The 23409-nt window shown below is 68.2% G+C and carries 20 protein-coding genes; 7 read left to right on the top strand and 13 right to left on the bottom strand.

What is annotated here, in order from left to right:
- Positions 1-66: 66 nt before the first annotated feature.
- The gene (locus ABD231_RS25870; protein WP_344157185.1) at positions 67-693 is read right to left on the bottom strand and encodes a TetR/AcrR family transcriptional regulator; all 627 of its coding nucleotides are present in this window, start codon (positions 691-693) and stop codon (positions 67-69) included.
- A gap of 65 nt (positions 694-758) precedes the next feature.
- Between ABD231_RS25870 and ABD231_RS25865 the strand changes: the two genes are divergently transcribed.
- Genes ABD231_RS25865 through ABD231_RS25855 form a run of 3 tightly spaced genes read left to right on the top strand, consistent with a single transcriptional unit; the run spans position 759 to position 3074 of the window.
- Positions 759-1229, top strand: coding sequence for an SCP2 sterol-binding domain-containing protein (locus tag ABD231_RS25865; protein WP_344157180.1), 471 nt, complete (start codon positions 759-761; stop codon positions 1227-1229).
- A gap of 59 nt (positions 1230-1288) precedes the next feature.
- Positions 1289-2866 carry an acyl-CoA carboxylase subunit beta gene (locus ABD231_RS25860; protein WP_344157175.1) on the top strand — a complete coding sequence of 526 codons (1578 nt, stop codon included), beginning with the start codon at positions 1289-1291 and terminating at the stop codon, positions 2864-2866.
- A 13-nt stretch (positions 2867-2879) separates the two neighbouring features.
- Positions 2880-3074 (top strand): acyl-CoA carboxylase subunit epsilon, encoded by a 195-nt coding sequence (locus ABD231_RS25855; RefSeq protein WP_344157172.1) that lies wholly within the window; start codon positions 2880-2882, stop codon positions 3072-3074.
- A 220-nt stretch (positions 3075-3294) separates the two neighbouring features.
- On the opposite strand, the gene ABD231_RS25850 is transcribed toward ABD231_RS25855, so the two are convergent.
- The 3 genes from ABD231_RS25850 to ABD231_RS25840 form a co-directional block, all read right to left on the bottom strand.
- Positions 3295-4485: a Maf family nucleotide pyrophosphatase gene (locus ABD231_RS25850; RefSeq protein WP_344157169.1), complete on the bottom strand. Its 1191-nt coding sequence runs from the start codon at positions 4483-4485 to the stop codon at positions 3295-3297.
- Positions 4482-6167, bottom strand: a complete 1686-nt coding sequence (locus tag ABD231_RS25845; protein ID WP_344157166.1) for a DUF885 domain-containing protein — start codon at positions 6165-6167, stop codon at positions 4482-4484. Before ABD231_RS25845 ends, ABD231_RS25850 begins: the two co-directional genes overlap by 4 nt.
- Before the next feature lie 214 nt (positions 6168-6381).
- Complete coding sequence (locus ABD231_RS25840; RefSeq protein ID WP_344157163.1) at positions 6382-6711, bottom strand: MmcQ/YjbR family DNA-binding protein; 330 nt, start codon at positions 6709-6711, stop codon at positions 6382-6384.
- A gap of 134 nt (positions 6712-6845) precedes the next feature.
- Here ABD231_RS25840 and ABD231_RS25835 point away from each other — a divergent pair, with 134 nt between their 5' ends.
- Complete coding sequence (locus ABD231_RS25835) at positions 6846-10046, top strand: discoidin domain-containing protein (protein WP_344157160.1); 3201 nt, start codon at positions 6846-6848, stop codon at positions 10044-10046.
- Here the strand turns inward: ABD231_RS25835 and ABD231_RS25830 are convergent.
- On the bottom strand, positions 10032-11456 hold the full coding sequence (locus ABD231_RS25830) for an MFS transporter (RefSeq protein ID WP_344157153.1): 1425 nt from the start codon (positions 11454-11456) through the stop codon (positions 10032-10034). The genes ABD231_RS25835 and ABD231_RS25830 overlap by 15 nt on opposite strands.
- A gap of 223 nt (positions 11457-11679) precedes the next feature.
- On the opposite strand from ABD231_RS25830, the gene ABD231_RS25825 reads away from it, so the two are divergent.
- The gene (locus ABD231_RS25825; protein WP_344157150.1) at positions 11680-13281 is read left to right on the top strand and encodes a hypothetical protein; all 1602 of its coding nucleotides are present in this window, start codon (positions 11680-11682) and stop codon (positions 13279-13281) included.
- Between the two features lie 68 nt (positions 13282-13349).
- Positions 13350-13898, top strand: coding sequence for a TetR/AcrR family transcriptional regulator (locus ABD231_RS25820; protein ID WP_344157147.1), 549 nt, complete (start codon positions 13350-13352; stop codon positions 13896-13898).
- 605 nt (positions 13899-14503) lie between these two features.
- Here the strand turns inward: ABD231_RS25820 and ABD231_RS25815 are convergent.
- The 7 genes from ABD231_RS25815 to ABD231_RS25785 form a co-directional block, all read right to left on the bottom strand.
- A complete protein-coding gene (locus tag ABD231_RS25815) occupies positions 14504-15052 on the bottom strand; it encodes a hypothetical protein (RefSeq protein WP_344157144.1) in 549 nt (182 codons plus the stop codon).
- On the bottom strand, positions 15049-16362 hold the full coding sequence (locus tag ABD231_RS25810; protein ID WP_344157141.1) for a DUF58 domain-containing protein: 1314 nt from the start codon (positions 16360-16362) through the stop codon (positions 15049-15051). The genes ABD231_RS25815 and ABD231_RS25810 overlap by 4 nt, the downstream gene beginning before the upstream one ends.
- Positions 16363-16408: 46 nt before the next feature.
- Positions 16409-17428 carry an AAA family ATPase gene (locus tag ABD231_RS25805; RefSeq protein WP_425554206.1) on the bottom strand — a complete coding sequence of 340 codons (1020 nt, stop codon included), beginning with the start codon at positions 17426-17428 and terminating at the stop codon, positions 16409-16411.
- Between the two features lie 6 nt (positions 17429-17434).
- On the bottom strand, positions 17435-18022 hold the full coding sequence (locus tag ABD231_RS25800) for a hypothetical protein (protein WP_344157138.1): 588 nt from the start codon (positions 18020-18022) through the stop codon (positions 17435-17437).
- Positions 18019-18771 carry a DUF4129 domain-containing protein gene (locus tag ABD231_RS25795; protein ID WP_344157135.1) on the bottom strand — a complete coding sequence of 251 codons (753 nt, stop codon included), beginning with the start codon at positions 18769-18771 and terminating at the stop codon, positions 18019-18021. The genes ABD231_RS25800 and ABD231_RS25795 overlap by 4 nt, the downstream gene beginning before the upstream one ends.
- A 303-nt stretch (positions 18772-19074) precedes the next feature.
- Positions 19075-20484, bottom strand: a complete 1410-nt coding sequence (locus ABD231_RS25790; protein WP_344157132.1) for a proprotein convertase P-domain-containing protein — start codon at positions 20482-20484, stop codon at positions 19075-19077.
- Positions 20485-20587: 103 nt separating this feature from the next.
- On the bottom strand, positions 20588-21472 hold the full coding sequence (locus ABD231_RS25785; RefSeq protein WP_344157129.1) for a helix-turn-helix domain-containing protein: 885 nt from the start codon (positions 21470-21472) through the stop codon (positions 20588-20590).
- A 169-nt stretch (positions 21473-21641) separates the two neighbouring features.
- Here ABD231_RS25785 and ABD231_RS25780 point away from each other — a divergent pair, with 169 nt between their 5' ends.
- Positions 21642-22721, top strand: coding sequence for a CobW family GTP-binding protein (locus tag ABD231_RS25780; RefSeq protein WP_344157126.1), 1080 nt, complete (start codon positions 21642-21644; stop codon positions 22719-22721).
- Here ABD231_RS25780 and ABD231_RS25775 read toward each other — a convergent pair.
- Positions 22710-23393 (bottom strand): maleylpyruvate isomerase N-terminal domain-containing protein, encoded by a 684-nt coding sequence (locus ABD231_RS25775; RefSeq protein ID WP_344157123.1) that lies wholly within the window; start codon positions 23391-23393, stop codon positions 22710-22712. The two genes, ABD231_RS25780 and ABD231_RS25775, sit on opposite strands and share 12 nt — an antisense overlap.
- Positions 23394-23409 lie beyond the last annotated feature (16 nt).

Genomic DNA, 23409 nt, shown 5'->3' with positions numbered 1-23409 from the left:
CCCTGCCAAGTCCGCCAACTGGATGCCTATCGTGACCGTATTTCACGCTACTTGACAGTACGTCACTTAGACGTTGCCGAAACCGCCGCCGACGACCTTGGAGACGACCTTCGCGAGCTCTGCCGGAGTGCGGTCGGTGCCGTCGACAACGAGCATCCGGGCCGAAGCTTCGGTCATGCTCGCAAGGAGCTCGGCGAGCACGGGCAGGTTGGCGTCCGGGTCGGTGACGCCGGGCAGGGACTTCACCAGGGTCAGTCGCAGACCCTCGACCAGAAAGGCCCGAGCGGCCCGGACCCGATCGGCCACCACGGGAGCAGCGCCGTACTGGGCTCCGAAGACGATCCGCCAGGACTGCGGGTTCTCGGCGGCCGTGCTGAGGAAGGCGGTCAGGCCGTCGAGCACGTGCTCCTCGGGAGTGCCGACGGTGGGGTCGGCCGGTAGCGCGGCCACGATCGAGATGACCAGGTGCTGCTCCTCGCGGGCCAACAGCGCGAGCAGCAATTCATCGCGATTGGCGAAGGAGTCGTAGACCACCGGCTTGGTGACACCGGCCGCATCCGCGACCGACTGCATCGTCGTACCGGCGAAGCCTTTTTCGGAGAAGACTTCGAGTGCCGCATCCAGCAGCATCGGCCGTCGCCGCTCCGGCCCGAGATGCTTCGCCCGCCGGCGTCTGTCGGAGGGCTCGACCACTTGACAAAGCTAACAGATCAGGGGAAATTCCTACGGTCCGGTAGGAACTTCCACGGGGGTGGTCGATGACCGATCGAGGGAGTGCCGGCTGGCTGGATGCCGACGGGCTCGCGGACCTCGACGCGAGCGAGCTGGCCCGGCTGGTGGACCGGACATCGGAGCGGGAGCTTCGGCATCGACTCATCGGGGGAGTACGAGAGATCGCGTTGCGCGAGATCTTTCGGCGGATGCCGGAGTACCTCCGGCCTGCCCGCGCGGCCGGGTTCGACGCCGTCGTCGCCTGGCACATCACGGGGGCGGGCGGTCCCGAAGACTCCGACGCGTTCTGGATCCGGGTCAGCGACGGCCGCTGCGAACTCATCGCCGGCGCCACCGACCCCGACATCTCCATCCGCACCGACCCCGCCACCCTCCTCCGCGTCGTCACCGGCAACGAAGACCCCGTGAACGCCGTACTGAAACAACGCCTCTCCGTCCGAGGCGACCTGGCCCTAGCCGCCCGCCTCACCAAAATCTTCGCCGTCGGCCCCGCCTGACCCGCGTTGCGGCCGATGTCACAGGCAGCGAGGCCTACTGACGCGTAGGCTGCGCTGTCATGGGAGAGACGGTGAACATCCACACCACCGCCGGCAAGATCGCGGACCTCGAGCAGCGGCTCGACGACGCGGTGCACGCCGGATCGGAGCGCGCGGTGGACAAGCAGCACGCCCGGGGCAAGAAGACCGCCCGGGAGCGGATCGCGCTGCTGCTCGACGAGGGGTCGTTCTCCGAGCTCGACGAGTTCGCCCGGCACCGCTCGACCAGCTTCGGGCTCGAGGCCAACCGCCCGTACGGCGACGGCGTGGTGACCGGCTACGGCACCATCGACGGCCGTCAGGTCTGCGTGTTCGCCCAGGACTTCACGGTCTTCGGCGGCAGCCTCGGTGAGGTCTTCGGCGAGAAGATCGTCAAGGTGATGGACCTGGCGATGAAGATCGGCTGCCCGCTGATCGGCATCAACGACTCCGGCGGCGCCCGGATCCAGGAGGGTGTCGTCAGCCTCGGCCTGTACGGCGAGATCTTCCGCCGCAACGTCCGTGCCTCCGGCGTGATCCCGCAGATCTCGCTGATCATGGGCCCGTGTGCGGGCGGCGCTGTCTACTCCCCCGCCGTCACCGACTTCACCGTGATGGTCGACGAGTCGTCGTACATGTTCATCACCGGCCCGGACGTGATCAAGACCGTCACCGGCGAGGACGTCTCCCAGGAGGAGCTCGGCGGCGCCCGGACGCACAACACCAAGTCCGGTAACGCGCACTACCTCGGCAGCGACGAGGAGGACGCGATCGAGTGGGTGAAGTCGCTCGTCGCCCACCTCCCGCAGAACAACCTCGAGGACCCGCCGGTCTACGACGCCCCGGCCGACCTCGAACCTTCCGACGTCGACCTCGCGCTCGACACGCTGATCCCGGACTCCCCGAACCAGCCGTACGACATGCACACCGTGATCGAGTCGGTCGTCGACGACGGCGACTTCCTCGAGGTGCAGTCGCTCTTCGCCCCGAACATCGTGGTCGGCTTCGGCCGCGTCGAGGGCCGCCCGGTCGGCGTCGTCGCGAACCAGCCGATGCAGTTCGCCGGCACCCTCGACATCGACGCCTCCGAGAAGGCCGCCCGCTTCGTCCGCACCTGCGACGCGTTCAACCTGCCGATCCTCACCTTCGTCGACGTACCGGGCTTTCTCCCCGGCACCGACCAGGAGTGGAACGGCATCATCCGCCGCGGCGCCAAACTCATCTACGCCTACGCCGAGGCGACTGTCCCGATGATCACCGTCATCACCCGCAAGGCCTACGGCGGCGCGTACGACGTCATGGGTTCCAAGCACCTGGGTGCGGACATCAACCTCGCCTGGCCGACCGCCCAGATCGCCGTCATGGGCGCCCAGGGCGCGGTCAACATCCTCTACCGCCGCGAACTAGCCGGCGCCGAAGACCCCGAGGCCCGCCGCCAGGAACTCATCACCGAGTACGAGGACCAGCTAGCCAACCCGTACGTCGCCGCCGAACGCGGCTACATCGACGCGGTCGTCAGGCCGAGCGAAACCCGCGCCGAAATCGTCCGCGGCCTCCGCCTCCTCCGCACCAAACGCGACACCCTGCCCCCCAAGAAGCACGGCAACATCCCGCTCTGATCGGAGACCCCCGATGAACCTGCAAATCCTGAAGGGCGACCCAACCCCCGAGGAACTAGCCGCCCTCGTAACCGTCCTAGCCGCCCGCCCGACCGCCCCGGAGCCCACGAACACCGAGCGCGCCAGCAACTGGTCGACGTACTGGCGCAACGCCCGCCAGCCCTTCCACCCCGGCCCCGGCCAATGGCGCGCCAGCGCCCACCCCTAACCCGGCCGGCGGCGCGCATCCACCACCCCTAACCCCGGCGGTGCGCATCCACCACCCCCAAAACCCCGGCGGTGCGCCCACCCCTCCCCTCGGCAACCACCGACGGAGCGCCCCATCTCCCAGCGCCACCTGATGGGTTCCCCCATGAGGTTGTGGGTTCCCCACCCGCATGCGGGTCCATAACCCACAAGCTGGTGGGTTAACCCATCAGATGCGCAGGTCAGGTGCGGCGGAAGCGGATGAGGGGGTAGAGCGGGGCGTTGCCGTTCGGGCGGGTGGGGCCTGGGAAGGTGGTTGCGCCGTCCAGGGCGAGGCCGTGGTGGGCGGCTTCGGCTACCAGGCGGGTGAGGGAGTCGGCGGCTCGGGTTTTGTTGGGGTCTCGGGATTCGGCGTAGCGGGTGGCGTCGTTTTTTTCGGTGGTGGTGAGGAAGACGCCGCCGGGGCGGAGGATGCGGGCTACTTCGGCGAGGATCGGGGTGCTGTCGTCGAGGAGGTGCAGGAGCCAGATCGCGATCACTGCGTCGGTACGGCGGTCTGCGACCGGGAGGCGGGTTGCGTCGGCGGCGGCGATGTGACCGGGGAGGCGGATCTTGGCGTGTTGCAGCATGGCCGTTGAGAGGTCGAAACCGTGCACGAGGTTGCCTAGAGCAACGAGCTCGGCGCCGACGATTCCGGTGCCGACGGCAAGCTCCAGCACGCGCTGCGAATCCGCGGGCAGCAGCTCGGCGACCGCCCGGGCCGCGGCTTGGGCGCGCTCCACGCCACCGCGAGTTTCGTCGTACCGTGCGGCCTCGGATTCGTTGTAGTCAAGGCGATTCTTCGGCGGGGCCCACAACGACGGCCAGGCGATGCCGACCTGGGCGAGCATGGTGCGGACGAGCGGCAGCGAGAGGCCGACGACGTTGTGGTAGTCGCCCTCGATCCCGGTGACGAAGGGTCCACCGATGCCGTCGACGGTGAATGAGCCGGCCACGACGAGCGGTTCGCCGGTCGCGACGTACGCGTCGATCTCGTCGTCGGTCAGGTCGGCGAAGTAGACGGTCGTCGACGCCAGCTCGCGCAGCTCTGTCTTCGACTCGGTGTCGAACAGACAGTGGCCAGTGTGCAGTACGCCGGACTTCCCGCGCATCGCGCGAAGCCGCTCGCGCGCGACTTCCGGCGTACCGGGCTTGCCGTAGGCGACCCCGTCGATCTCCAGCACCGAGTCGCAGCCGAGCACAGTCGCGTGATCGTCCAGCTCGGCCACCACGGCTCGCGCCTTCAGGGTCGCGAGCAGGCGCGCGAGCTCGCCTGGGCTCTCCGCGGTGACGTTGTCCTCGTCGACCCCGGAGACGATCACCTCCGGCTCGACTCCAGCACTCCGCAAGGTCTGGAGTCGCGCCGGGGACTGCGACGCGAGGACGAATCTCACAGCTTGGCCAGCGCGCGGCGCAGCGGGTCGAGGCCGATCGAGCCGAGGTTCAGCGCGTCGGAGTGGAACTGCCGCAGGTCGAACGCGGATCCCTTGCGCTGCTTGGCTTCCTCGCGCGCCTGCAGCCAGAACCGCTCACCCACCTTGTACGACGGCGCCTGTCCCGGCCACCCGAGGTACCGGTTCAGCTCGGACTTCAGGAACTCGGTCTCGAGGCCACTGTGCGCCCGCATGAACTCGAACCCGAGATCCGCATTCCAGGTCTCACCCGGCCGCCAGCCGAACGGATTGTCCCGCGGGACCTCCAGCTCGAGGTGCATGCCGATGTCAACGATCACCCGCGCGGCCCGGAAGCCCTGCGCGTCCAGCATGCCGAAGCGGGCACCCGGGTCCTCCAGGTAGCCGAGCTCCTCCATCAGACGCTCGGCGTACAGGGCCCAGCCCTCGCCGTGACCCGAGACCCAGCAGGCGATTCGCTGCCAGCGGTTCAGCAGGTCGGCGCGCAGCATCGTCTGCGCGCACTGCAGGTGATGCCCGGGCACGCCCTCGTGGTAGACCGTGGTGACCTCACGCCAGGTGGCGAAGTCCTCGACACCGTTCGGCACTGCCCACCACATGCGGCCCGGCCGCGTGGTCAGGTCCTCGCTCGGCGGGGTGTAGTAGATCGCCCCGTCCGAGGTCGGCGCGATCATGCACTCGAGGGTGCGGATCGACTCCGGTACGTCGAAGTGCTTGCCGGCCAGCTCAGCGACGGCTTGGTCGGACAGCTCCTGCATCCAGTCGCGGAACGCTTCCTTACCGCGGATCTTGCGAGCCGGGTCGGCGTCGAGCAGCGCGGCGGTCGCCTGGATGTTGCGGTCCCCGCCATTGAGATCGGCGGCGATCTTCTGCATCTCGCCCTCGACGCGGGCGAGCTCCTCCCAGCCCCACGCATACGTCTCGTCGAGATCGATCGTCGCGCCGAGGAAGTTGCGCGAAGCAAGCTGGTAGACCTCGCGACCACAGGCGTCCCGCTCCGGCGCTCGCGGCGCCACCTCGGCGGTCAGCCAGGAGCCGAACTCCGCGAACGCCTTGCGCGCCGACTCGGCGGCCGCCGCCACGCTCGGCTTGATCGCAGTCTCCGGAGCCTGCCGTGCGAGCCCGCCGAAGTAGTCGTCGCCGGCCGGGTCGGTCCAGGTGGCGATCTTGCCGGCCAGGTCCCGCACCTGACGCAGCGCCGAGACCCTGCCCTGCGCAGCCTGGTCGAGGACCGTCTCGCGGTACCCGTCGAGCGCCGTACCGACGAGGTTGAGCCGGATCGCGATCCGCTCCCAGTCGTCGTCACTCGCGGTCGGCATCAGGTCGAAGACCTGCCGCAGGTTCGCCGGGGTCGACGAGATCGCGTTCAGCTGGTGATGCGGTACGCCGGCCTCGTACGTCTCCTGCTCGAGTCCGAGCCGCTCGACGAACGCGTCCTTGGCCACCTCTTCCCGCGGAGTCGCCGGCTCGATCGCGGCGGCCTGCGCCAGCGTCCGCCGGGTCAGCTCCAGTACGGCGTCGTACCCGGCCGGGGTGTAGTCCGGCAACTCGTGGTCGTGGCCCTCGATCCCCATGAACGTCGCCTCGGTCGGATTCAGGGTGATGAATTCCTCGAGGTAGCTCTCGGAGAGCTTGTCGATCGGGCTGTCGGTCGCATCAGTCACACGCCCGACCCTACCTCGCACAGGGACTGCGATCCTGCCGTTTTCGCTTAGCGGGCGGCTGGGAACTGCACGCCGTAGCGAGCATGTGCTCGGTGCGGTAGCTCGGTGCGCTGGGGCGGAGGCCTCGATGTTTTTCCATCGTGGCCTTTGCACCAGTGCGGCGAGGTGCCGTGCCGAGTGCAGCGCAGTAGGCGTGGAGTTTCCAGCCGCCCGCTTAGCCCGGATGGAGTTCCGGCGGAGCCACTTGCCGCCAGGAATCCAGCAGGATGTCGCGCAGCTCGTCCGCGTCCTCGAGCGCGGCCAGCCGGGCGCGGACCCAGTTCGACCCCGCTTCGTGCCGCGGGACCCAGAACTTGTCCGGCTCGGCGAGGATCAACTCGTCCCGCTCCAGTTGCGGGCAGCGCACCGCGAACGACGTCTGATCGTCCGGCACGGTCACGAACATCCGCCCGGCCACGTCGAAGGTCGGATGCCCCCACCGCTGCTTCTCCCGAGTCTCCGGAAGGGACAGAGCGATACGGCGGACATCGTCGGCGTCGGGCACGGTAACACTCTCTCAAACGCCGGGGACACCTTCCGGCCGGATCCGGCCACTGCTCTTCGACACCGACGAAAAGCGTTGTTAGCTGCGCGCAGAGCTCGCACTGTAAGCACTATCGAACAGTGAGGAGCATCGCGATGAAATCTCCCGGCCTTCTGACGGCTGTCGGCTGCGTGGCGCTGGGTCTGGTGGCCGCCCAGCAGACCCTGCCGGCCAGTGCCGCCGCCCCGGTCGTGTGGGTGGTGAACAACGCCGACCACGTCTTCTCGTCGTCCACGCGCCCCGCCGGCGCCCCAGCGACCGTCGAACTCGACGCCGCCCGCGGCGAAGCCGAAGGGGCGCAGATCCTGATCCGCCCGGACAGCAGGCTCACCGGTGTCCAACTGGGCGCGGCTCAGGCGCTCACCGGCCCCGGTGGCGCGCAACTCCCCGCCGGCGCGATCACCGTACGGCGGCAGTACAACCATCCGCGGATCCTCGTCAAGGAGGGCGACGCGAATCTGCAAGACGGACAGTTGCCGCCGGACGGCAGCCGCAACTATTACGACGCGCTGGTCGACAACACCGCTGTCGAGGTCGCCGCGAACTACACACAGGCCTTCCACTACGGCGTCACGATCCCGGCCGGACAGGCGCCCGGCGTCTACACCGGCTCGATCGCAGTGCGGAACAGCGCCGGCGACATCACCGTGCCGGTCCGGCTCACCGTGCACAACGTGACTGTGCCGCCGGCGAACCAGTCGGCGTTCAAGATGAACAACTGGTTCACCTCGGTCGGCTGGGACTACACCGGCACCGAGCGCGCTATCCCCTTCCAGTACGACGACGCAGCGCCGTACTCGGCGAATTGGTGGCGAGTGATCGCCAGCTTCGCCCGGATGCAGGCCAAGCAGCGCAACAACGTCGTGTACGCCGACTTCCAGGCCCTGTTGATCCGGGGTACCACGATCGATGCCAACGGCAACTACAACTTCGACTGGACGAACTTCGACCGGTTCGTGCAGCTGTTCGTGGACGCCGGCGCGATGCAGTACCTGTACACACCGACACTGCTCGAGTCCAGCCCGGACGCCGCGCATCCCAAGCTGGAGATGCTGAAGAACGTCGACGGCGTCACCACGAAGGTTCTGGTGGAGCCGAACACCAGCGAGAGCACGGCGTACCTGAAGAAGGTCTTCCCGGCTCTCAAGGCGCACCTCGACGCCAAGGGCTGGACCGACAAGTTCTACATGAGCGCGCTCGACGAGCCGACGCACCCGAACCAGGCGGTCGCCGCTCGCTGGCTGTACGAGGTGTACGACGACTACTTCCCCAAGCCCCTCACCAACGAGGCGCACGGCTACACGTTCCTCCCGGACGCGGCCGAGAACATCACCACGATGACGCCGTACACGGAGAACTACGAGGACCACGCCGGCTACTGGCAGAAGGCCCGGCGCGACGGCAAGGAGCTGTGGCTCTACACCTGCATCGTGCCGCAGCACCGGCACATGAACCGGCTGATCGGTGAGCCGCTGGCCAAGACCCGGCTGCTGCCGTGGCTGGTCTGGAAGATCGGTGGGCAGGGGTTCCTGCACTGGGGCTGGAACTACTGGCACCGCTCGACCGGCGACAACAACCGGCCGTACAACACCTTCGACGAGGACCAGACCGGCGACAACTACATCGTCCGGCCGAACAAGGCGGCGTACGACGTCTATGACAGCATCCGCGGTGAGGCGCAGCGCGACGGCCAGGAGGACTTCGAACTGCTGAGCCTGCTGGCCAAGACCAAGCCCCGGACCGCCCAGGCGATCGCGGAGTCCCTGATCACCGACTTCTCGGTGTACGACCGCGCCGGCGCCACCGTGACGAACCGGCACCAGCAACTGCTGAAGGCGATCGCGTCGACCGCACCGGACGACAACGCAGTCACCCCGCTTGCTGACGACTTCTCAGCTGGGTCCGACAACTTCCGCTTCGGCGTGAACCGCGAACCTGGGAAGCCGGCCGGTCAGTGGAGTGTCCAGAACGGCGAGCTCGTCCAGTCGTACGTCGGCGACTGGATCGTCGGGTCTGCCGCCGTGGAAGGCCGCCGGTACCGCGACGCGGTCGTCGACGCCGACGTCCGGATCACCGCGACCGGGGGCAACGAGGCGAACTGGGCCGGGCTGACGCTGCGCAGCATCAACGGCACCGACTACCAGACCGGCTATCTGGCCGCGATCCGCAACAACGGCGAGCTGTTCCTCTATCGAGGTGACAAGGAGCTGGCCAAGATCGCTGTTCCTGGCTACCAGGCGGGTCAGTGGACGCACCTGCGACTGATTGCCGAGGGCACCAAGATCAGGGTGTACGCCGGGAACTCGCCGGCCGCGTTGATCACCGTCACCGACGATTCGTACGCCGAGGGTTCGGTCGGCCTGGTCACCGGTGGAACCGCGGCCCGGTTCGACAACCTCCGGATCAACCCGGGGACCAATCCGGCCGCCGGCGGGACTGTGACCGCGAGCAGTTCGTACGAGAGCGACGGTTGGAGCAAGGCCGCACTGGCCGATGGCAATCGCGGATCGTCTTCGTTGAGCAACGGCTGGAGCAGTGACGCCAACGTGTCGGTGAACCACACCGAGACCGTCACAGTCGATCTCGGGAAGGCAGTGCCGGCTGGTCGAGTCGATCTGTTCCCGCGGACCGACACGGCCGCCGGGTTCCCGGTCGACTACATCGTCGAGATCTCCACGGACGGCTCGGCGTGGACCAAGGTCGCGGACCGTACTGGGGCGGCGCAGGTTCCCCAGTCGGCCGACTTCGCCGCTCAGCAGGTGCGCTATGTCCGCGTCACCGGGACGAACCTCCGCAAGGATCCCTTCGGCGCCTACCGGATGCAGCTGGCTGAAGTAGAGGTTGCTGGCGGCAACTACGCCGCGGGTCGACCGGTCACGACGACGACCTCATCGGAGTACCTCGACAACGGCTGGCGGCGGAGCGCACTCACCGACGGCATCACCACCTCCAACCTCGGCTACTCGATGGGCTGGAGCAGCGAGGTCGGCCCGGCCGACGGTACGGCGTCAGCCACCGTCGACCTGGGTGGCGCCACCCGGATCAGCCAGGTGACGCTGGCACCGCGGACCGACCTGAAGGCCGGCTTCCCGATGGACTACGCGATCCAGGTCTCGCCGGACGGCACCACCTGGACGACGGTCGCGAGCCGGACCGCCCAACCACAACCGCTCGAGCCCGTCGAGCTGACATTCGCCAGCACGACAACCCGCTACGTGCGGGTGGCCGGGACCAAACTCGATCCCGGCCCGTCCAACGAGTACCGCATGCAGCTGGCTGAACTAACGGTCCGCTGACCGACGACGGCCTGGGAGAAGCAGGGAGAGCGCCGCACCGACTGCCACGACTGCGGCGCCGACCCACACTGCAGGCACCAGGCCGTCGACGTACCGATCGGGGGTCTCGTACGAACCGGCCGAAGCAAAGACCGAGGCCAGTACGGCGACGCCCATCGCCACGCCGATCTCGCGGATGGTCGCGTTCGTGCCGGACGCGACACCGCGGTCGATCTCGGCCATCCCGTTCATCACCACACTCGCCGACGGGGCGAACGTGAGCCCCATCCCGATCCCGGCCAGCACGAACGGGACGACGTACTGGCCGTAGGTGACGTAGACCGTGGTGACGGCCGCCATCCAGCCCAGCGCCACGGCCAGGAACACCTGCCCACTCCCGATCAGCACCCGCGGCCCGACCCGGTCGACGATCAGTCCGGCGATCGGCGCAACCACCATCGGCACCATCGTCCACGGCATCGTGCGGACACCGGACTCCAGCGGGCTGTAGCCCTGCACGACCTGGAAGAACTGCGCGAGCAGGAAGACCGAGCCGAAGGCGCCGAGCGAGAAGGTGAACGACACTGCGTTCACGACGCCGAACGAACGCACCCGGTAGAGCCGCATCGGCAGCATTGGCGCGGGTGTCCGCCGTTCCCAGGCCACAAAGGCGACCAGGAGCAGCAGTCCGGCGATCAGCGAGCCCAGCACGCCACCGGACGTCCAGCCGTCGTCAGCTCCGTTCACCACACCCCACACGACGGACAGCACGCCCACGCTCGCCAGCAGCAGGCCGAGCAGGTCCAGCCGCTGCTTCGCTCCCCAGGACTCAGGCAGGACCCGGGCGACCAGTACGACGGCGGCGACGCCGATCGGCACGTTCAGCCAGAAGATCCACTGCCAGTTGAGGCCCTCGACCACGGCCCCACCGACGACCGGGCCGAGCGCGACCCCGAGCCCCGAGATGCCACCCCAGATCCCGATCGCCGCACTGCGCAGCCGGTCGGGCACCGCACCGGCGAGCAGGGTCAGCGCCAACGGCATCACCGCGGCACCGCCCACGCCCTGGACCGCGCGGGCCGTGATCAGCATCCACGGCTCGGTCGCGAACGCACAGGCGGCCGAGGCCAGTGTGAACAGCGCGATGCCGGCCAGGAACATCCGGCGCCGGCCGATCCGGTCGCCGAGCGCGGCCGCGGTCAGCAGGAGCGCGGCGAACGCCAGGGTGTAGGCGTTGATGAACCACTGCAGGTCGGACAGCGACGCGCCGAGCTCGGTCTTGATCACCGGCAGCGCGTTCGTCACGACCAGGTTGTCCAGCGTGACCATGAAGGTCGGGATTCCGACAGCGGCCAGGACCGCGCCCATCCCATGACTGCGGCCCGGCCCCGCGGCGACCGGTACCTGCTCATCGAGAGCGGTCGACGTCATCGTTCAACTCCTAGTTGTAATCCACTGATAACAAGCTCGATCACCAAAGTATGCATCGACTGATAACTTGTCAACCCGGTCCATTGGGGCGGCCGAGTTCCGCCTGGCGGGAATTTGTTCCTACAGTTCTGGTAAGCGCTTGCCAAGACCGCCGCGTGACCGCATGATGGCCACCTGATTCCGCCATCAGGCAGTTCTGATTCCGCCAAGAGATAGGTGCTCGATGACGAACCTCTTCAGTCGACGCAGCGTGCTCGGAGCCGGAGGAGCAGCGGTCGGAGCGGCCGCCCTCGGTTCCCTCGGTATCGGTCAGGCCGGCGCGTCGCCCACCGGCCGGCTTTGGCAGTCCGAGCGGGTCCGGTACGACTCGAAGTACCGGCTGGTCTACACCGCCGACGACGAGGGCAACCGGATCCCCGACTTCAGCCACGCGGGCTACCGGAACGGCGACAGCCCGATTCCGCACGTCCGCACCGTCAAGACCGTGCAGCCGATCGAGGGCGACAACACCGCACATCTGCAAGCCGCGATCGACGAGGTCGGCCTGCGCACCCCCGACCGCAACGGCTTCCGCGGCGCGCTACTGCTCGCCCCCGGCATCTACCCGGTCGCCGGAACACTGCGCGTGAACCGCTCCGGCGTCGTACTGCGTGGCTCCGGCGACGGGGCGGATCCAGCCAAGAACACCGTGATTCAGGCAACCGGCAACACCCCGGTATCGCGCGATGTCGTCGTACTAGGTGGGTCGGTCAGCACCGGCTGGCGCGGTGAGGTCGCCGGAACGCGGACCGACATCACCAGCGACTGGGTGCAGGTCGGGTCGCGCTCGTTCGACGTCGCCGACGCGAGCGGGTTGAAGCGTGGCGACAACATCGTGCTGATCCACCCATGCACGGAGGCTTGGCTCGCTTCCGTCGACCACGGCGGTACGGCGAAGGACGCCGGCTGGACGGTCGACAGCCAGCCGATCACGTACAACCGCTTCATCCGCTCGATCCGCGGCAACACCGTGACAGTCGACGTACCGATCTTCGAGCACATGCGACGCGCCCGCTCGCAGTCCTACCTGTACGTCTGGGACCGCGCCGGCCTGGTGACCGGCGTCGGCGTGGAGAGTCTGCGGATCGACATCCAGTTCGCGGGCGATCCGGATGTCGATGAGGCGCACGCGTGGGTCGGCGTGAAGGTCCGGCAGGTCGAGGATGCGTGGGTGCGGGACAGCACCTTCCTGCACTTCGCGAAGGCCGGTGTCGAGACGACCGAGGCGACACGGGTGACGGTACGAAACTGCCGGGCACTGGATCCGGCCTCGGTGATCACCGGCGGACTGCGCTACAACTTCAACTGCGAGTCGTTCTCACAGCAGGTGCTGTTCGTGGACTGCTACGCCAGCAAGGCGCGGCACGCGTTCATCTCGAATGGCGCGAGCAGCGCTTCAGGCATCGTGTTCCTGCGCGGTACGTCGGAGGGTGCACTCGCCTCGAGTGAGGGCCACCGGCGGTGGAGTCAGGGCCTGCTCTGGGACAACCATCGCGAGGTCGCCCCGAAGGTCGATCTCACCCTCGGCATCTACAACCGCGGCGACTACGGCACCGGCCACGGCTGGGCGACCTCCCACTCGGTCGGCTGGAACTGCGACACCGGCACGACCAAACTCGTCGTACAGAAGCCGCCGACCGCCCAGAACTACGCGATCGGCTGCCACGGCATCATCACCGGCGACGGCCCTTTCACCCAACCCGCCGGCTACATCGAGGGCGCGAACCGCACCGGGTTGGTCCCGCCGTCGCTGTACCAGGCGCAGTACCTCGATCGGCACCGCTGACCCACGTTGTATGCATTGACTGATAACATCACTGGTGGGGTGATCGCTCACTGATTGAGGAGGACCGGATGACGAGAGTACGGCTGACCGCCGCCGAGCGCGGCGAGGAGGTGCTGCGGGCCGCCGTCGTGGCCTTCGCCACCTCGGGCTACCAAGGCACCAAGACCGACGAGATCGCCCGCCTGGCCGGCGTCTCCCAGCCGTACGTCATCCGGCTCTTCGGCACCAAACAGCAACTCTTCCTGGCCTCGGTCCGCTGGGTCTGCGCCCGCGTCGAACAAGTCTTCCGCGACGCCGCCGCCGAATCCCCCGACCTCGCCAGCCTCGCCCGCGGCTACGAAAAAATGTCCGAGGAACGCGAACTCCTCCTGGTCCTCCTCCAAGGCTTCTCCGCCAGCGCCGACCCCGACATCGGCGACTGCGTCCGCGAAGGCTTCGGCAGCATCTACCACCTGATCCGGGACCTCACCGGCGCCACTCCCCTGGAAGCCCGAGAGTTCCTCAGCACCGGCATGCTCCTCACCGTCATGTCCGCCATGCAAGTCCTAGGCCCCAACCCCCACCCCGCCCCCTGGGCCGACGAAATCACCACCACCTTCACCATCAACCCCAACTAGCCCGACGCAGGCTCGGCCGGCGACGTACGTGGATGGTTGCTCACCGCTCCGGCCGACTAAAAAGCAGCACGGCTGGGCGATCCGATGGCTGAGGTGGATGGCGAGGCCGCGACCGCGTGCACGTTGCCTGGGGTTGACGGGCTTCGGTTGCCGTACGGGAGCTGTGTGGAAAATGTGCCCGCAGGTGACGAATAGTTGCCCCAAACACCAGCAACCAAAGGCGAAACGGCGCTTGGCGGATGCTTACTGTCTCTCCGTGGCTGCAGAGCGGCAGTGACCTTCCGCGAACCCTCGCCGGAGGCCGACTCGCCTCCGGAGACGGAGCGTGGGGTACATATTGGCCCGCTCAGGCCCAACACATTCCCCACACCGGCCGAACCACCCGCGACGGCACCTGGATGGCGACCTCTTCTTCAACCGCAACCAAAGCCCGTCAGCCCCAGGCAACCTTCACCTCTGGCCGCCGACCTCGCCATCCCGCTCAGACACAGGCTCGCCCAGCCACACCCCCTCTGTAAGCCGGCCGCCGCGGCGAGCAACCACCGCCGTAGATCCCCGGCCGCATCCGAGCGAGCCGCCAGCCGGACCAAACAACCGGGGTCAGTTCAGTCGCGGCCCAGGCGTTGGCCGGCGGCGAACCAGATGGTGATGGTGGCCAGGACTAGTGCGCCGACTGTGACGAGCAGGGAGCCCGGTACGTCGGCACCCTTCACAAGGGCTGCGGCGATAGCGACCAGTGGGGCGATGATCAGCGCGATCGCTCCCGGCACGACCCAGCGGCGTACGGCGCGACGCTCGACCCGGACGTACGACGGCAGTTGCGCGGCGAACGCGGTTGCCAGGTGGGTCACCACCACCGCGATCGCGGTCAGCACCAGTTGCCAGCTGAGCTCGGCTGGCGCCCGGATGAGCCAGCCGAGCGTGACCGTCAGCAACAACACCACACCGGCCAGCGAGTCGGGGAGGATGACAGTTGCCGCGAGCAACGGAATTGCCACGAGTGGGATGAGGTCGAGTTGGTCCCATGCGGCGGTCCCCGGGATCGCGATCGCCAGTGCGCCAGCGGCGGCGATCACGAGTCGTGCCACCAGTACGCCGCGGCCGGTGTCGCGTAGCTGCGCCAACCACAGGGTCAACTTCTCGGCAGTGGTCACGAGCGCATCCTGGGGGCGGAGGCTAGGCGGGCGGCGTCTCGGAGGACTTCGTCGAGGGTGCCGGAGCCTCGCCAGGGGACGGTGGGGACACCTAGGTCGCCGAGGCGGTCCAGCTCGCGGCGGCGTTCGAGGAGACGTAGGCGCCAGGCGAGCGGCCAGGAACGTTGGTCGTGTTCGTCGAGGTCGATGACCGAGGCGACATCCGGGGGCAGCGTGTCTACGGCGATGACTGTGCAGCCGGAGTGCACGAGCGTGACGACATAGCCGAGGACGACCTGACGGAGGAGTGGGCTCAGCACCAGGACGAGGCTGTCGGACTTGATGCGGTTCCGCTGGGCTAGTTGGTCCTGGTCCGGCTGGCGGCCTCGGCGGTCGGCGTGCACGAGTGCGTCGAGGATCCGGCGGAGGTGACCGCGTCCGCTGCCGGAGCGAACCCCGCGCACCAGGTTCCCGGTGTCGACCAGGCGGACCCGGTCGCCGTGCCGCAGGTAGTGCTCCGCGATCGAGGCAGCCGCGCGGACTGCCGTGTCCAGACTGCTCGACCGGCCGTCGATTCCTTCACTGATCCCGATCTCGCCACCGGTGTCGAGCAGGATCACCACCTCAGTGTCGCGATCCGACCAGGTCGAGGTGACGTGCAGCTCGCGGGTTCGTGCCGAGACCGACCAGTTGATCCGCCGCAACCGGTCGCCGGTCCGGAACGGCCGGACCCCGGCCAGCTCCGTCCCTTCGCCCGGCCGCCGCGACCGATGCAGACCGACCAGCCCAGCCGGCCGCGGCATCGCGTCCACCGCCTCGAAACCTTCGCGCAACGGCAACGTCGTCACCGTCGACGCACCAGCCGACGTCAACCGGATCCGATAAGCCCCCAGCACCGACGTAGCCACGACTGTCGGCTTCTCCAAGGCCCGCAACCCCCATCGCTTGGCGCGGACCCCAACCTCCAGCGCCACCCCATCCGAGTCCGTGTGCCGGCCGGCAGGCTCAGCGACGGCCGCCTGACGAGGTGAGTACTCGAACCACTTGGATCGCGGCAACGCGGCAACGACCAGATCGATCTCCGGATCCACCGTCCCCTCGACGCGCAGCCGGTACGTCGTTGCCTGGCCCTCGAACAGCACATCGGCATCCAGCTCGGTGTGCACCTCAGGCTCGGCACGCGGCCGGAAGAACCGACCCCACACCGCGACGAACGCCAGTGGCAACCCGAACACCGCAGCATCCGGTCGTCGCGCCAGGACAGCGATGACGAGCAGCACCGCGGCGACCACGATCACGCGGACGTGCGCGTGCGTGGGCTGCCACTTCATGATTCAACCGCGCAGGATGATCCGAATCCCCCGGACATGGCGCGTCTCAACGACCTGCGCCGACAACAGTGGGCGGCGTCGGCACGGCCCCGAGCACAGCCCGAACCACCGTCGCCCCGGTCACGTCGTGCAGCCACAGCTCCGGCCGCACGGTGATCCGATGCGCGAGCGCAGGCACCGCAACCGCCTTCACATCCTCCGGTACGACGTAATCGCGCCCCTGGATCACTGCATACGCCCGGGCGGTCAGCAGCAGCGCCAGCGAACCACGTGGTGACGCACCAACCAGCACCTGCGAGTCACGCCGGGTCGCCGCGGCCAGGTCAACGCAGTACTGCCCGACGGTGTCGTCGACGGTGACAGTCTCAACGGCCTGCTGCGCGGCGAGCAGACCGGCAGCGTCCGTGACGGCCTCGACCCTCTGGTCCTCGGTCCGGCGACTCATGCGGCGCCGCAGCACCTCCCACTCCTCGGCGGCGGTCGGGTAGCCGAAGCCGATCCGCAGCATGAAGCGGTCGAGCTGCGCCTCGGGTAGCGGATACGTGCCCTCGTACTCCACCGGGTTCGCCGTGGCGAGCACGTGGAACGGAACCGGCAGCGGGAAGGTCTGCCCCTCGACCGTGACCTGGTGCTCCTGCATCGACTCCAGCAGCGCGGCCTGGGTCTTCGGTGGGGTCCGGTTGATCTCGTCGGCCAGCAGCAGGCCGGTGAAGATCGGCCCCGGCCGGAAGACGAACTCCGACTCCTTCTGGTCGTAGACGAACGCACCGGTCACATCGGACGGCAGCAGGTCCGGCGTGAACTGCACGCGCCGGAACTCCAGCCCCAGCGCCTGCGCGAACGATCGCGCCGCCAGCGTCTTCGCCAGCCCCGGATAGTCCTCCAGCAGCACATGTCCACCGGCCAGGATCCCCGCCAGGACCAGCTCGAGCGCCTCGCCCTTACCGACGACTGCCTGGCCGACCCGCTCCAGCACCCGCCGGCTGAGGTCGGAGACCTCCGCCAGCCCGAGCTCCCGGCTGCCTGGACTGATGACGTCGACGGGTCGGGTTTCGGAATCGGTCACGGTTCCTCACAGGTTCTCGATGGTCTGGATCGCGGCCTCGATCTCGGCGAGGGTCGCGATGCGTTTGTCGTCGGAGGTGATCAGGTCCCACACTTGCTCGCCGACGAGGGCCCGGGCGCGGTCCGGGTCGAGGTCGGGATCGATCCCGTGCCGGTGCACGAGCCGGTCGACGGTCAGCTCCAGCAACAGCGGCTGGATCCGTCGGGCGAACGTGAACGAGCCTTCGCCGTTCCGGCGCTCGCGGCTCGACTCCTGCAACCACGTCGCGATGAACTGCGTCCGGTTGTCATTGCTGTGTGCCCGTGCCGCCGCGAGCTCCTCGTCGTGCCGCGCGGGCCAGTTGGTCTCCAGCATTTGCGGGCCCAACTGCCGCAACGCCACCGACCCGAAGCCGATCGCCAAGGCAGCGGCCACGAACCACAGCGGCCGCGGCGCCATCCCGGCCGCGCCGAACGCGCCCACCAGCAGCAAGCTCGCCACGACGGTGAAACCGACGTGCTGCACCAGCACCTTGTTCAGCCGCATCGAGCGAATCGTCGGCTTCTGCACCGGACGCTCATCCTCGTCCAGCGGAGTCCACTTGTACGACGTCATCCGCGCACCTCCCCGCCGTCCGACGGAGCTGCCACGGCACCGACGCGCTGATCGGCCTGAGCCGCGGCCAGGTCGTCCCGCAGCCGGAGCAGTGCCGCTCGAGCCTCGGCCCGGGAGTCCTCACTGGAACCATGGGTCGAATAGCGAGCCTCGCGGTACAGCTCGCCCAGCCGGATCAGATGCGGCTCGGAGATCCCGCCCACGCCAAGCACGCGCACAGTGAACTCAGCCGGCGTCTCGGACGCCTCCCGCGCAACTCCGGCCGATGCCGCCGCTTGCTCCAACGCCACCCAGCAAGCGATCACCGCATCGGTCGCCCGACCCGAATCGATCGCGGCCAGGCCGGTGTCGACCGCCTCCGCAAGCTTCTCCGCGGCGATCCGCTCCCAGTCCGGTTCGGACTCGGTCACGACAGGCAACTGCACGCGCCGGATGACCCGGTAGATCAGCAGCGCGATGAACACGAGCAAGGCCGCGCCGGCCAGCCAGAACAGGGCCGCGAAGAGACTCTGGATCCAGGCCGGCGCCTCCCGGGACTTGGCCGGCGGTCCGGTCTTCTCCGAGAAGGACGGCATCGTCGGCGCCGTGATGGTCCGGGTCACCGTCGGCGCCGGCTTCGGCGACAAGGTGCTGTCGCTGACCGGCCGCACCGAACCGCCCGCCGAGGCCAGCACGACGAACCCGGCGCCGGCGATCCCGAGGATCAGCACGACAACCAGCGCCAAGCTCCCGCGACGGTGCGTCAACATGCTGGGCAGGCTAGCCGATGAAAAGCGCTTACCAAGCCCGATTTCCCCTTTGTGCCAGAACAGTGCGCAAGGAATGCCACCAGAGTGCGCACAGAATGCCGAGAGCACCGCCCGCCGCCCCCCCTCGTGCCCAAAGGTGGGTCGCCTGCTCTTTGTGCACGAGATCCAACTTTGTGCACCCACCAACCATTTTCGCGGTCTCGAAGTGGTTGGTGGGTTCCCAAAGATGAGTGGGGTGCACAAAGAGCAGCGCGCCCACCTTTGGGGGGTGGGGGCGCGGGGCGAGGGGGGTGGGGGTGGGGGTTAGAGGGTGATCGACCAGTTGGTGAGGGTGCCGGTGTCGCCGGGGCCGTTGTCGCCGATGCGGAGGGTCCAGGTGCCGGCCGCGGTCTCGTTGGCAGTGACGTCGTACGTCTTGCTGGCCGGCAGCGGGTGGCAGCTGAATCCACCGCTGCGCTGCAGGTAGTACCAGCGGCCGCTCGGGGAGACGAGGCTGATATTGAGGTCCTCGAGGCAGGTGTGGTTGCCCTCGACCTTCACCTTGACCGGGCTCGTGGTGCGGCCGGTCGCGGTCGACTTGACCGTGCTGATCGTGGTCTGGAAGTCGCGGATCGGGTAGTCCGTCGGGTTGGCGAAGGTCCGCCCACCTGGGTCCGGCTCCGGGTCGGGGTTACCGGTCCCGGTGAGCAGGGTCAGGTTCCACTTCGCGAGCGCCTCGGAGACCGGCTGGAAGATCGAGTTGTCCGTGTCGCCTTGCTGACAGGTCGAGTTCCCACCGGAGTGCAGACCGACGGCCTTGTCGCCGCGCAACCAGCCACCACCGGAGTCACCACCCTCGGAACAGGCGGACGTCAGCGTCAGTCCCTCAACCACAGTGTTGCCATAGTCGATGGTCTGGTTGACCGCACTGACCGTGCCGCACTCCCAGTTCGGCGCGGTGTTGCCGGAGTGGCAGACCGTGTCGCCGACGATCGCCTCGGCAGCACCCGTCACCGTGACGGCGGGCGAGCCGTAGGTGTTGACGTTCGGCGAGATTGTCCAGCCGGCTTCGGTGACCGCGACGACACCCATGTCGCCCTCGCGCGCGTTCACACTGCGGCTACCACCGACGTTCGACGTACCAAGCCGGTTGGACTGCCCACTAGCGCCGTACGCCGCCTGGTTCGCATCGTTGGTGCAGTGCCCCGCGGTCAGGAAGTGCTTGTTGCCCTGGGCATCCGTTGCCGGGAAGCCGACGGAGCAGTAGGTCTCGCTGCCCGGCCACCACCCGTCACCCGGGTTCACTTCGCCGGCCTGCTGGTGGAACGTCGTCGCCACAGACTCCACCCGTACGCCGTCCAGTCCGCGGAACGCATCGCTGCCCCCACGCGCCTTGACCACGACCTGGTTCGTCACCGGGTCGATTCCCCAGCTGCGCAGGTTGTTCTGGCTGCGGGCGATCTGGTCGACCTTGGCCAGCAACCCGTCCAGCTGCTGCTGGCTGCGGGTGACGTACTTCGGGTTGGCCCCGGCGGCACGGACCTGCGCGGCGGCCGCATCACTGGTCACGGCGACCGTCAGGCGGCCGTTTTCGATCCAGCGACCGGCCTGGCCGGCACTCGACGCGAGCCCCTCCGAGACCTGATGCGGTTCGGGCGGCGCCGCGTTCGATTGGGCCGGCAGGACGACCAGGCTGCCACCGAGCAGCAGGATCGCGGTGAATCTCGTTCGCATGGTGCACTCCTCCGATTGGGACGGTGCACCGAACCTAGGAGGGTGACCAGCAGGTGAAAATCGCCGGAACGCCTTTCACAGTTAAGTTTCCGGCGTTAACAGTTCACTCCCAGCTCCACCGGAAGCCGTGCCGACCGGGCCCGAAATTCAGTACGACGTCGTGCACCTCAGGCGCGACGTCGACCGCACGCGCCTGCTCCGCACCCTCGTCGAGCTGCGAGAACGCCGTACAGGCAGCCGGAAGCATGTCCGGGTCGAAGCAGACCTCCAGCACGAACTCGCGCACCGGCAACCGGAACTTGCGCTCGTAGTTCGTCGCCGGTGGATAGGGCGCCACGTTCACCAGCTCGTGCTCGGTGATCACCGTCTCGCCCTTGCGCAGCGGGCGGTCGAAGAGCAGTTCGGCAACGAGCAGTCCGTCCTCAGGACGCCGTACTGTCCGGCCAAGCGAGCAGTGCCGGAGCGGCCAGATGTCCGGCAGCGGCCGGTCATGCTCGTCCAGATGCATGATCACCACCCACCTGTCCGGCCCGGCCGCCTCAGCACGCAGCACCTGCCGTGAGTGATACGAACGCTCACCGCGATCCGCACCGATGAACACCCGGTCGTGCTGGCTGATGCGGGTCAGCCGCTCATCCCAGCGGATGTCCACCTCGCGCACCGCCGCTTCGACCGCGCCAGGACGAGGCCAGTACGCCGCTACGTCGGGTCGATCAGGCACAGTGCTCAGCCAGCGACCACGCGGGCGCGGTGGCCCCAGTGAGGCGGACAGGTAGCCGGCGGGGACCTCCAGCACCTCCTCCAGCAGTGCGACCGCGGCCAGCGAGTCCCGGCGCTCCGGGCGTGACCGGCCGGACTGCCAGTAGCTCAAGGTGGCCATGCTGACCGACACACCCTGCACCAGCAGCCGCTCGCGGATCCGCTCCAGGCCGAGTCCGCGCGCCTGGATGGCCGCGCGCAGCACCTCGGCAAACTCGCGCTCGCCCATGCTCGCGACCTTAAGCACGAGCGGCCTGGGTGACCAGAGCCTGGACGCTTAACTGTTAACACGCAGGGCGGAGCGATTTCGCGGGAAGGCGGGAAATTTCCCGTCCTGGCGGGAAAGTCGGCCCACCCCAGCTCTGGACTGATGAAAACCGTTTTCATATACTCCTGCCATGACCGCCCATCCGAAGACTCCTCTGTCCCTACTGGTCGGGCTGTCCACGACGCTCCGGCAGCCCGTTCTCGACGCGATGCTGGACGCGACCACGGTGGCCGTGGTGGTCGATCAGGACGACCTCGCCGACCGCGGTGTGCTCACCTGGCGCGTGCTCGACGCAGCCGGTCCGATCGACGCCGGTGAATTCACCGTCGGCGACGACTGCGGCGCCTGCCAGCTGATCGAGTCCCTGATGCCACTGCTGGAGACCCTGGTCGCGCGGCAGCACTGGGACCACGTCGTACTGTCCGCTCCCCCAGCCATGGAGGCGCGTCCGCTGGCGTCCACCCTGGTCGCCCTGCTGCCGGAGATCACCGTCGACACGGTCACCTGCGTAGTCGACGCCGTACTGCTGGTGGAGCAGCTGTCCGGAGACGAACTGCTCGACGAACGCGGTCTGGCACTCGGACTACCGGACCGGCGGAACGTGGCCGAGCTGACCGCACGACAGATCGAGTACGCCGACGTCTGCGTGCTGGCCAACGCTCATCGCAGCAAGGCGCCGGACCGGCTGCACAACCTACTGCTGCACCTGAACCCGCGAACCACAGTGGTGATGGCTGACGCGAGCGGCGTACCGGATGGTCCGGTGGCGCGGACTGGGCTGTTCAACTTCGCGGCCGCGGAGTCGTGGGCCGGCGACCTGGCTGCGTCCGACCAGGTGCAGCCGAGCGGTGAGGGCGTGACCACCGTGCTCTGGCGGTCGACCCGGCCGCTGCACCCCGCCCGGTTGAACGAAGCCCTCGAGGACATCGTCGACAACGTCGTACGGAGCAGAGGCGTGGTGTGGCTGGCGAATCGGCCCACGCAGCGCGTGCGTTGGGAGTCTGCCGGTTACAGCGCCTCGCTCGGCACACTGGGCGAGTGGTCGGACACTGAGCACCTAGCTGAGTGCACGGTGGTCGCTACTGGCATGGGACTTGACCCCGCACGTCTGCAGTCGATTCTGGACGCCTGTCTGCTCACGGAGTCCGAGCTGGCCAGTCTGGACTGGAAGGAGCTCGAGGACCCGTTCGCTGGAGTGCTACCCCAGTAGCGGCAGCCGGTCTGCGTGCTGACCGAGCATGTCGAGGTCTGAGTCATCCAGCGGCAGCCGGCCGGTGCCCTTGAGCACGTACGTCGTGGTGTCCCAATCGATCACGTCCCACGCCTCAGGTCCGAACAGGCCGTCCAGCGTGCGCGCGGTGACGCGGAGCGCCTCAGGATCGGGCTCTGGTGCGTCGGGAAGGTTCAGTGTCAGATCGAGGTGGTGAACCGTCGCCTCCAACACCAGCGTCGCGATGAAGTCCCTTACGTCCAGCACATGCCCCTGCGTCTCGACACGGCCCTCAGCGACCGCAGCAGCCCGTACGGCGGCCTCCGACACCTCACGCCAGTGCTGGACCAGTACGCCGGGCTTCCGGTACGCCGCCGCCACACCGCGCACGAAACTCGTGTCCTCGTCCGAACCCGGCGGGAAGTCACGCCAGTAGCTGACAAAGTCGCGGTCCGGGTCAGCCACGGCAGGGCTGGCAAAAGCGATCAGGGCGCGCTGAGCGTCGTACAGGACATGCACCAGCAGCGGACCGACCGGCATACCGGAGCATCTGGTCTCGCGGGCGAAGTCAGCGGTGCTCAGACCCTGCACCGTCTCGGTGAGCCGCCCGTACGCCCGGCCCAGCGTGCCTGCGAGTCCTCGCGGCAACGCACCGCGCTCGGGTGCTCTCATCCCGGCCTCCTACCTG

Source organism: Kribbella yunnanensis (assembly GCF_039529655.1).
In the GTDB taxonomy this organism is placed as follows: Bacteria; Actinomycetota; Actinomycetes; order Propionibacteriales; family Kribbellaceae; genus Kribbella; species Kribbella yunnanensis.
This window is presented reverse-complemented; position numbering and strand designations above follow the sequence as displayed.

What these genes read in the sequence shown, in the direction of transcription:
- ABD231_RS25865 (WP_344157180.1), top strand. Translation starts at nt 759, where the DNA reads ATGACCGATCGAGGGAGTGCCGGCTGGCTGGATGCCGACGGGCTCGCG.
- ABD231_RS25860 (WP_344157175.1), top strand. Translation starts at nt 1,289, where the DNA reads ATGGGAGAGACGGTGAACATCCACACCACCGCCGGCAAGATCGCGGAC.
- ABD231_RS25855 (WP_344157172.1), top strand. Translation starts at nt 2,880, where the DNA reads ATGAACCTGCAAATCCTGAAGGGCGACCCAACCCCCGAGGAACTAGCC.
- ABD231_RS25835 (WP_344157160.1), top strand. Translation starts at nt 6,846, where the DNA reads ATGAAATCTCCCGGCCTTCTGACGGCTGTCGGCTGCGTGGCGCTGGGT.
- ABD231_RS25830 (WP_344157153.1), bottom strand. Translation starts at nt 11,456, where the DNA reads ATGACGTCGACCGCTCTCGATGAGCAGGTACCGGTCGCCGCGGGGCCG.
- ABD231_RS25825 (WP_344157150.1), top strand. Translation starts at nt 11,680, where the DNA reads ATGACGAACCTCTTCAGTCGACGCAGCGTGCTCGGAGCCGGAGGAGCA.
- ABD231_RS25820 (WP_344157147.1), top strand. Translation starts at nt 13,350, where the DNA reads ATGACGAGAGTACGGCTGACCGCCGCCGAGCGCGGCGAGGAGGTGCTG.
- ABD231_RS25810 (WP_344157141.1), bottom strand. Translation starts at nt 16,362, where the DNA reads ATGAAGTGGCAGCCCACGCACGCGCACGTCCGCGTGATCGTGGTCGCC.
- ABD231_RS25800 (WP_344157138.1), bottom strand. Translation starts at nt 18,022, where the DNA reads ATGACGTCGTACAAGTGGACTCCGCTGGACGAGGATGAGCGTCCGGTG.
- ABD231_RS25795 (WP_344157135.1), bottom strand. Translation starts at nt 18,771, where the DNA reads ATGTTGACGCACCGTCGCGGGAGCTTGGCGCTGGTTGTCGTGCTGATC.
- ABD231_RS25790 (WP_344157132.1), bottom strand. Translation starts at nt 20,484, where the DNA reads ATGCGAACGAGATTCACCGCGATCCTGCTGCTCGGTGGCAGCCTGGTC.
- ABD231_RS25785 (WP_344157129.1), bottom strand. Translation starts at nt 21,472, where the DNA reads ATGGGCGAGCGCGAGTTTGCCGAGGTGCTGCGCGCGGCCATCCAGGCG.
- ABD231_RS25780 (WP_344157126.1), top strand. Translation starts at nt 21,642, where the DNA reads ATGACCGCCCATCCGAAGACTCCTCTGTCCCTACTGGTCGGGCTGTCC.
- ABD231_RS25775 (WP_344157123.1), bottom strand. Translation starts at nt 23,393, where the DNA reads ATGAGAGCACCCGAGCGCGGTGCGTTGCCGCGAGGACTCGCAGGCACG.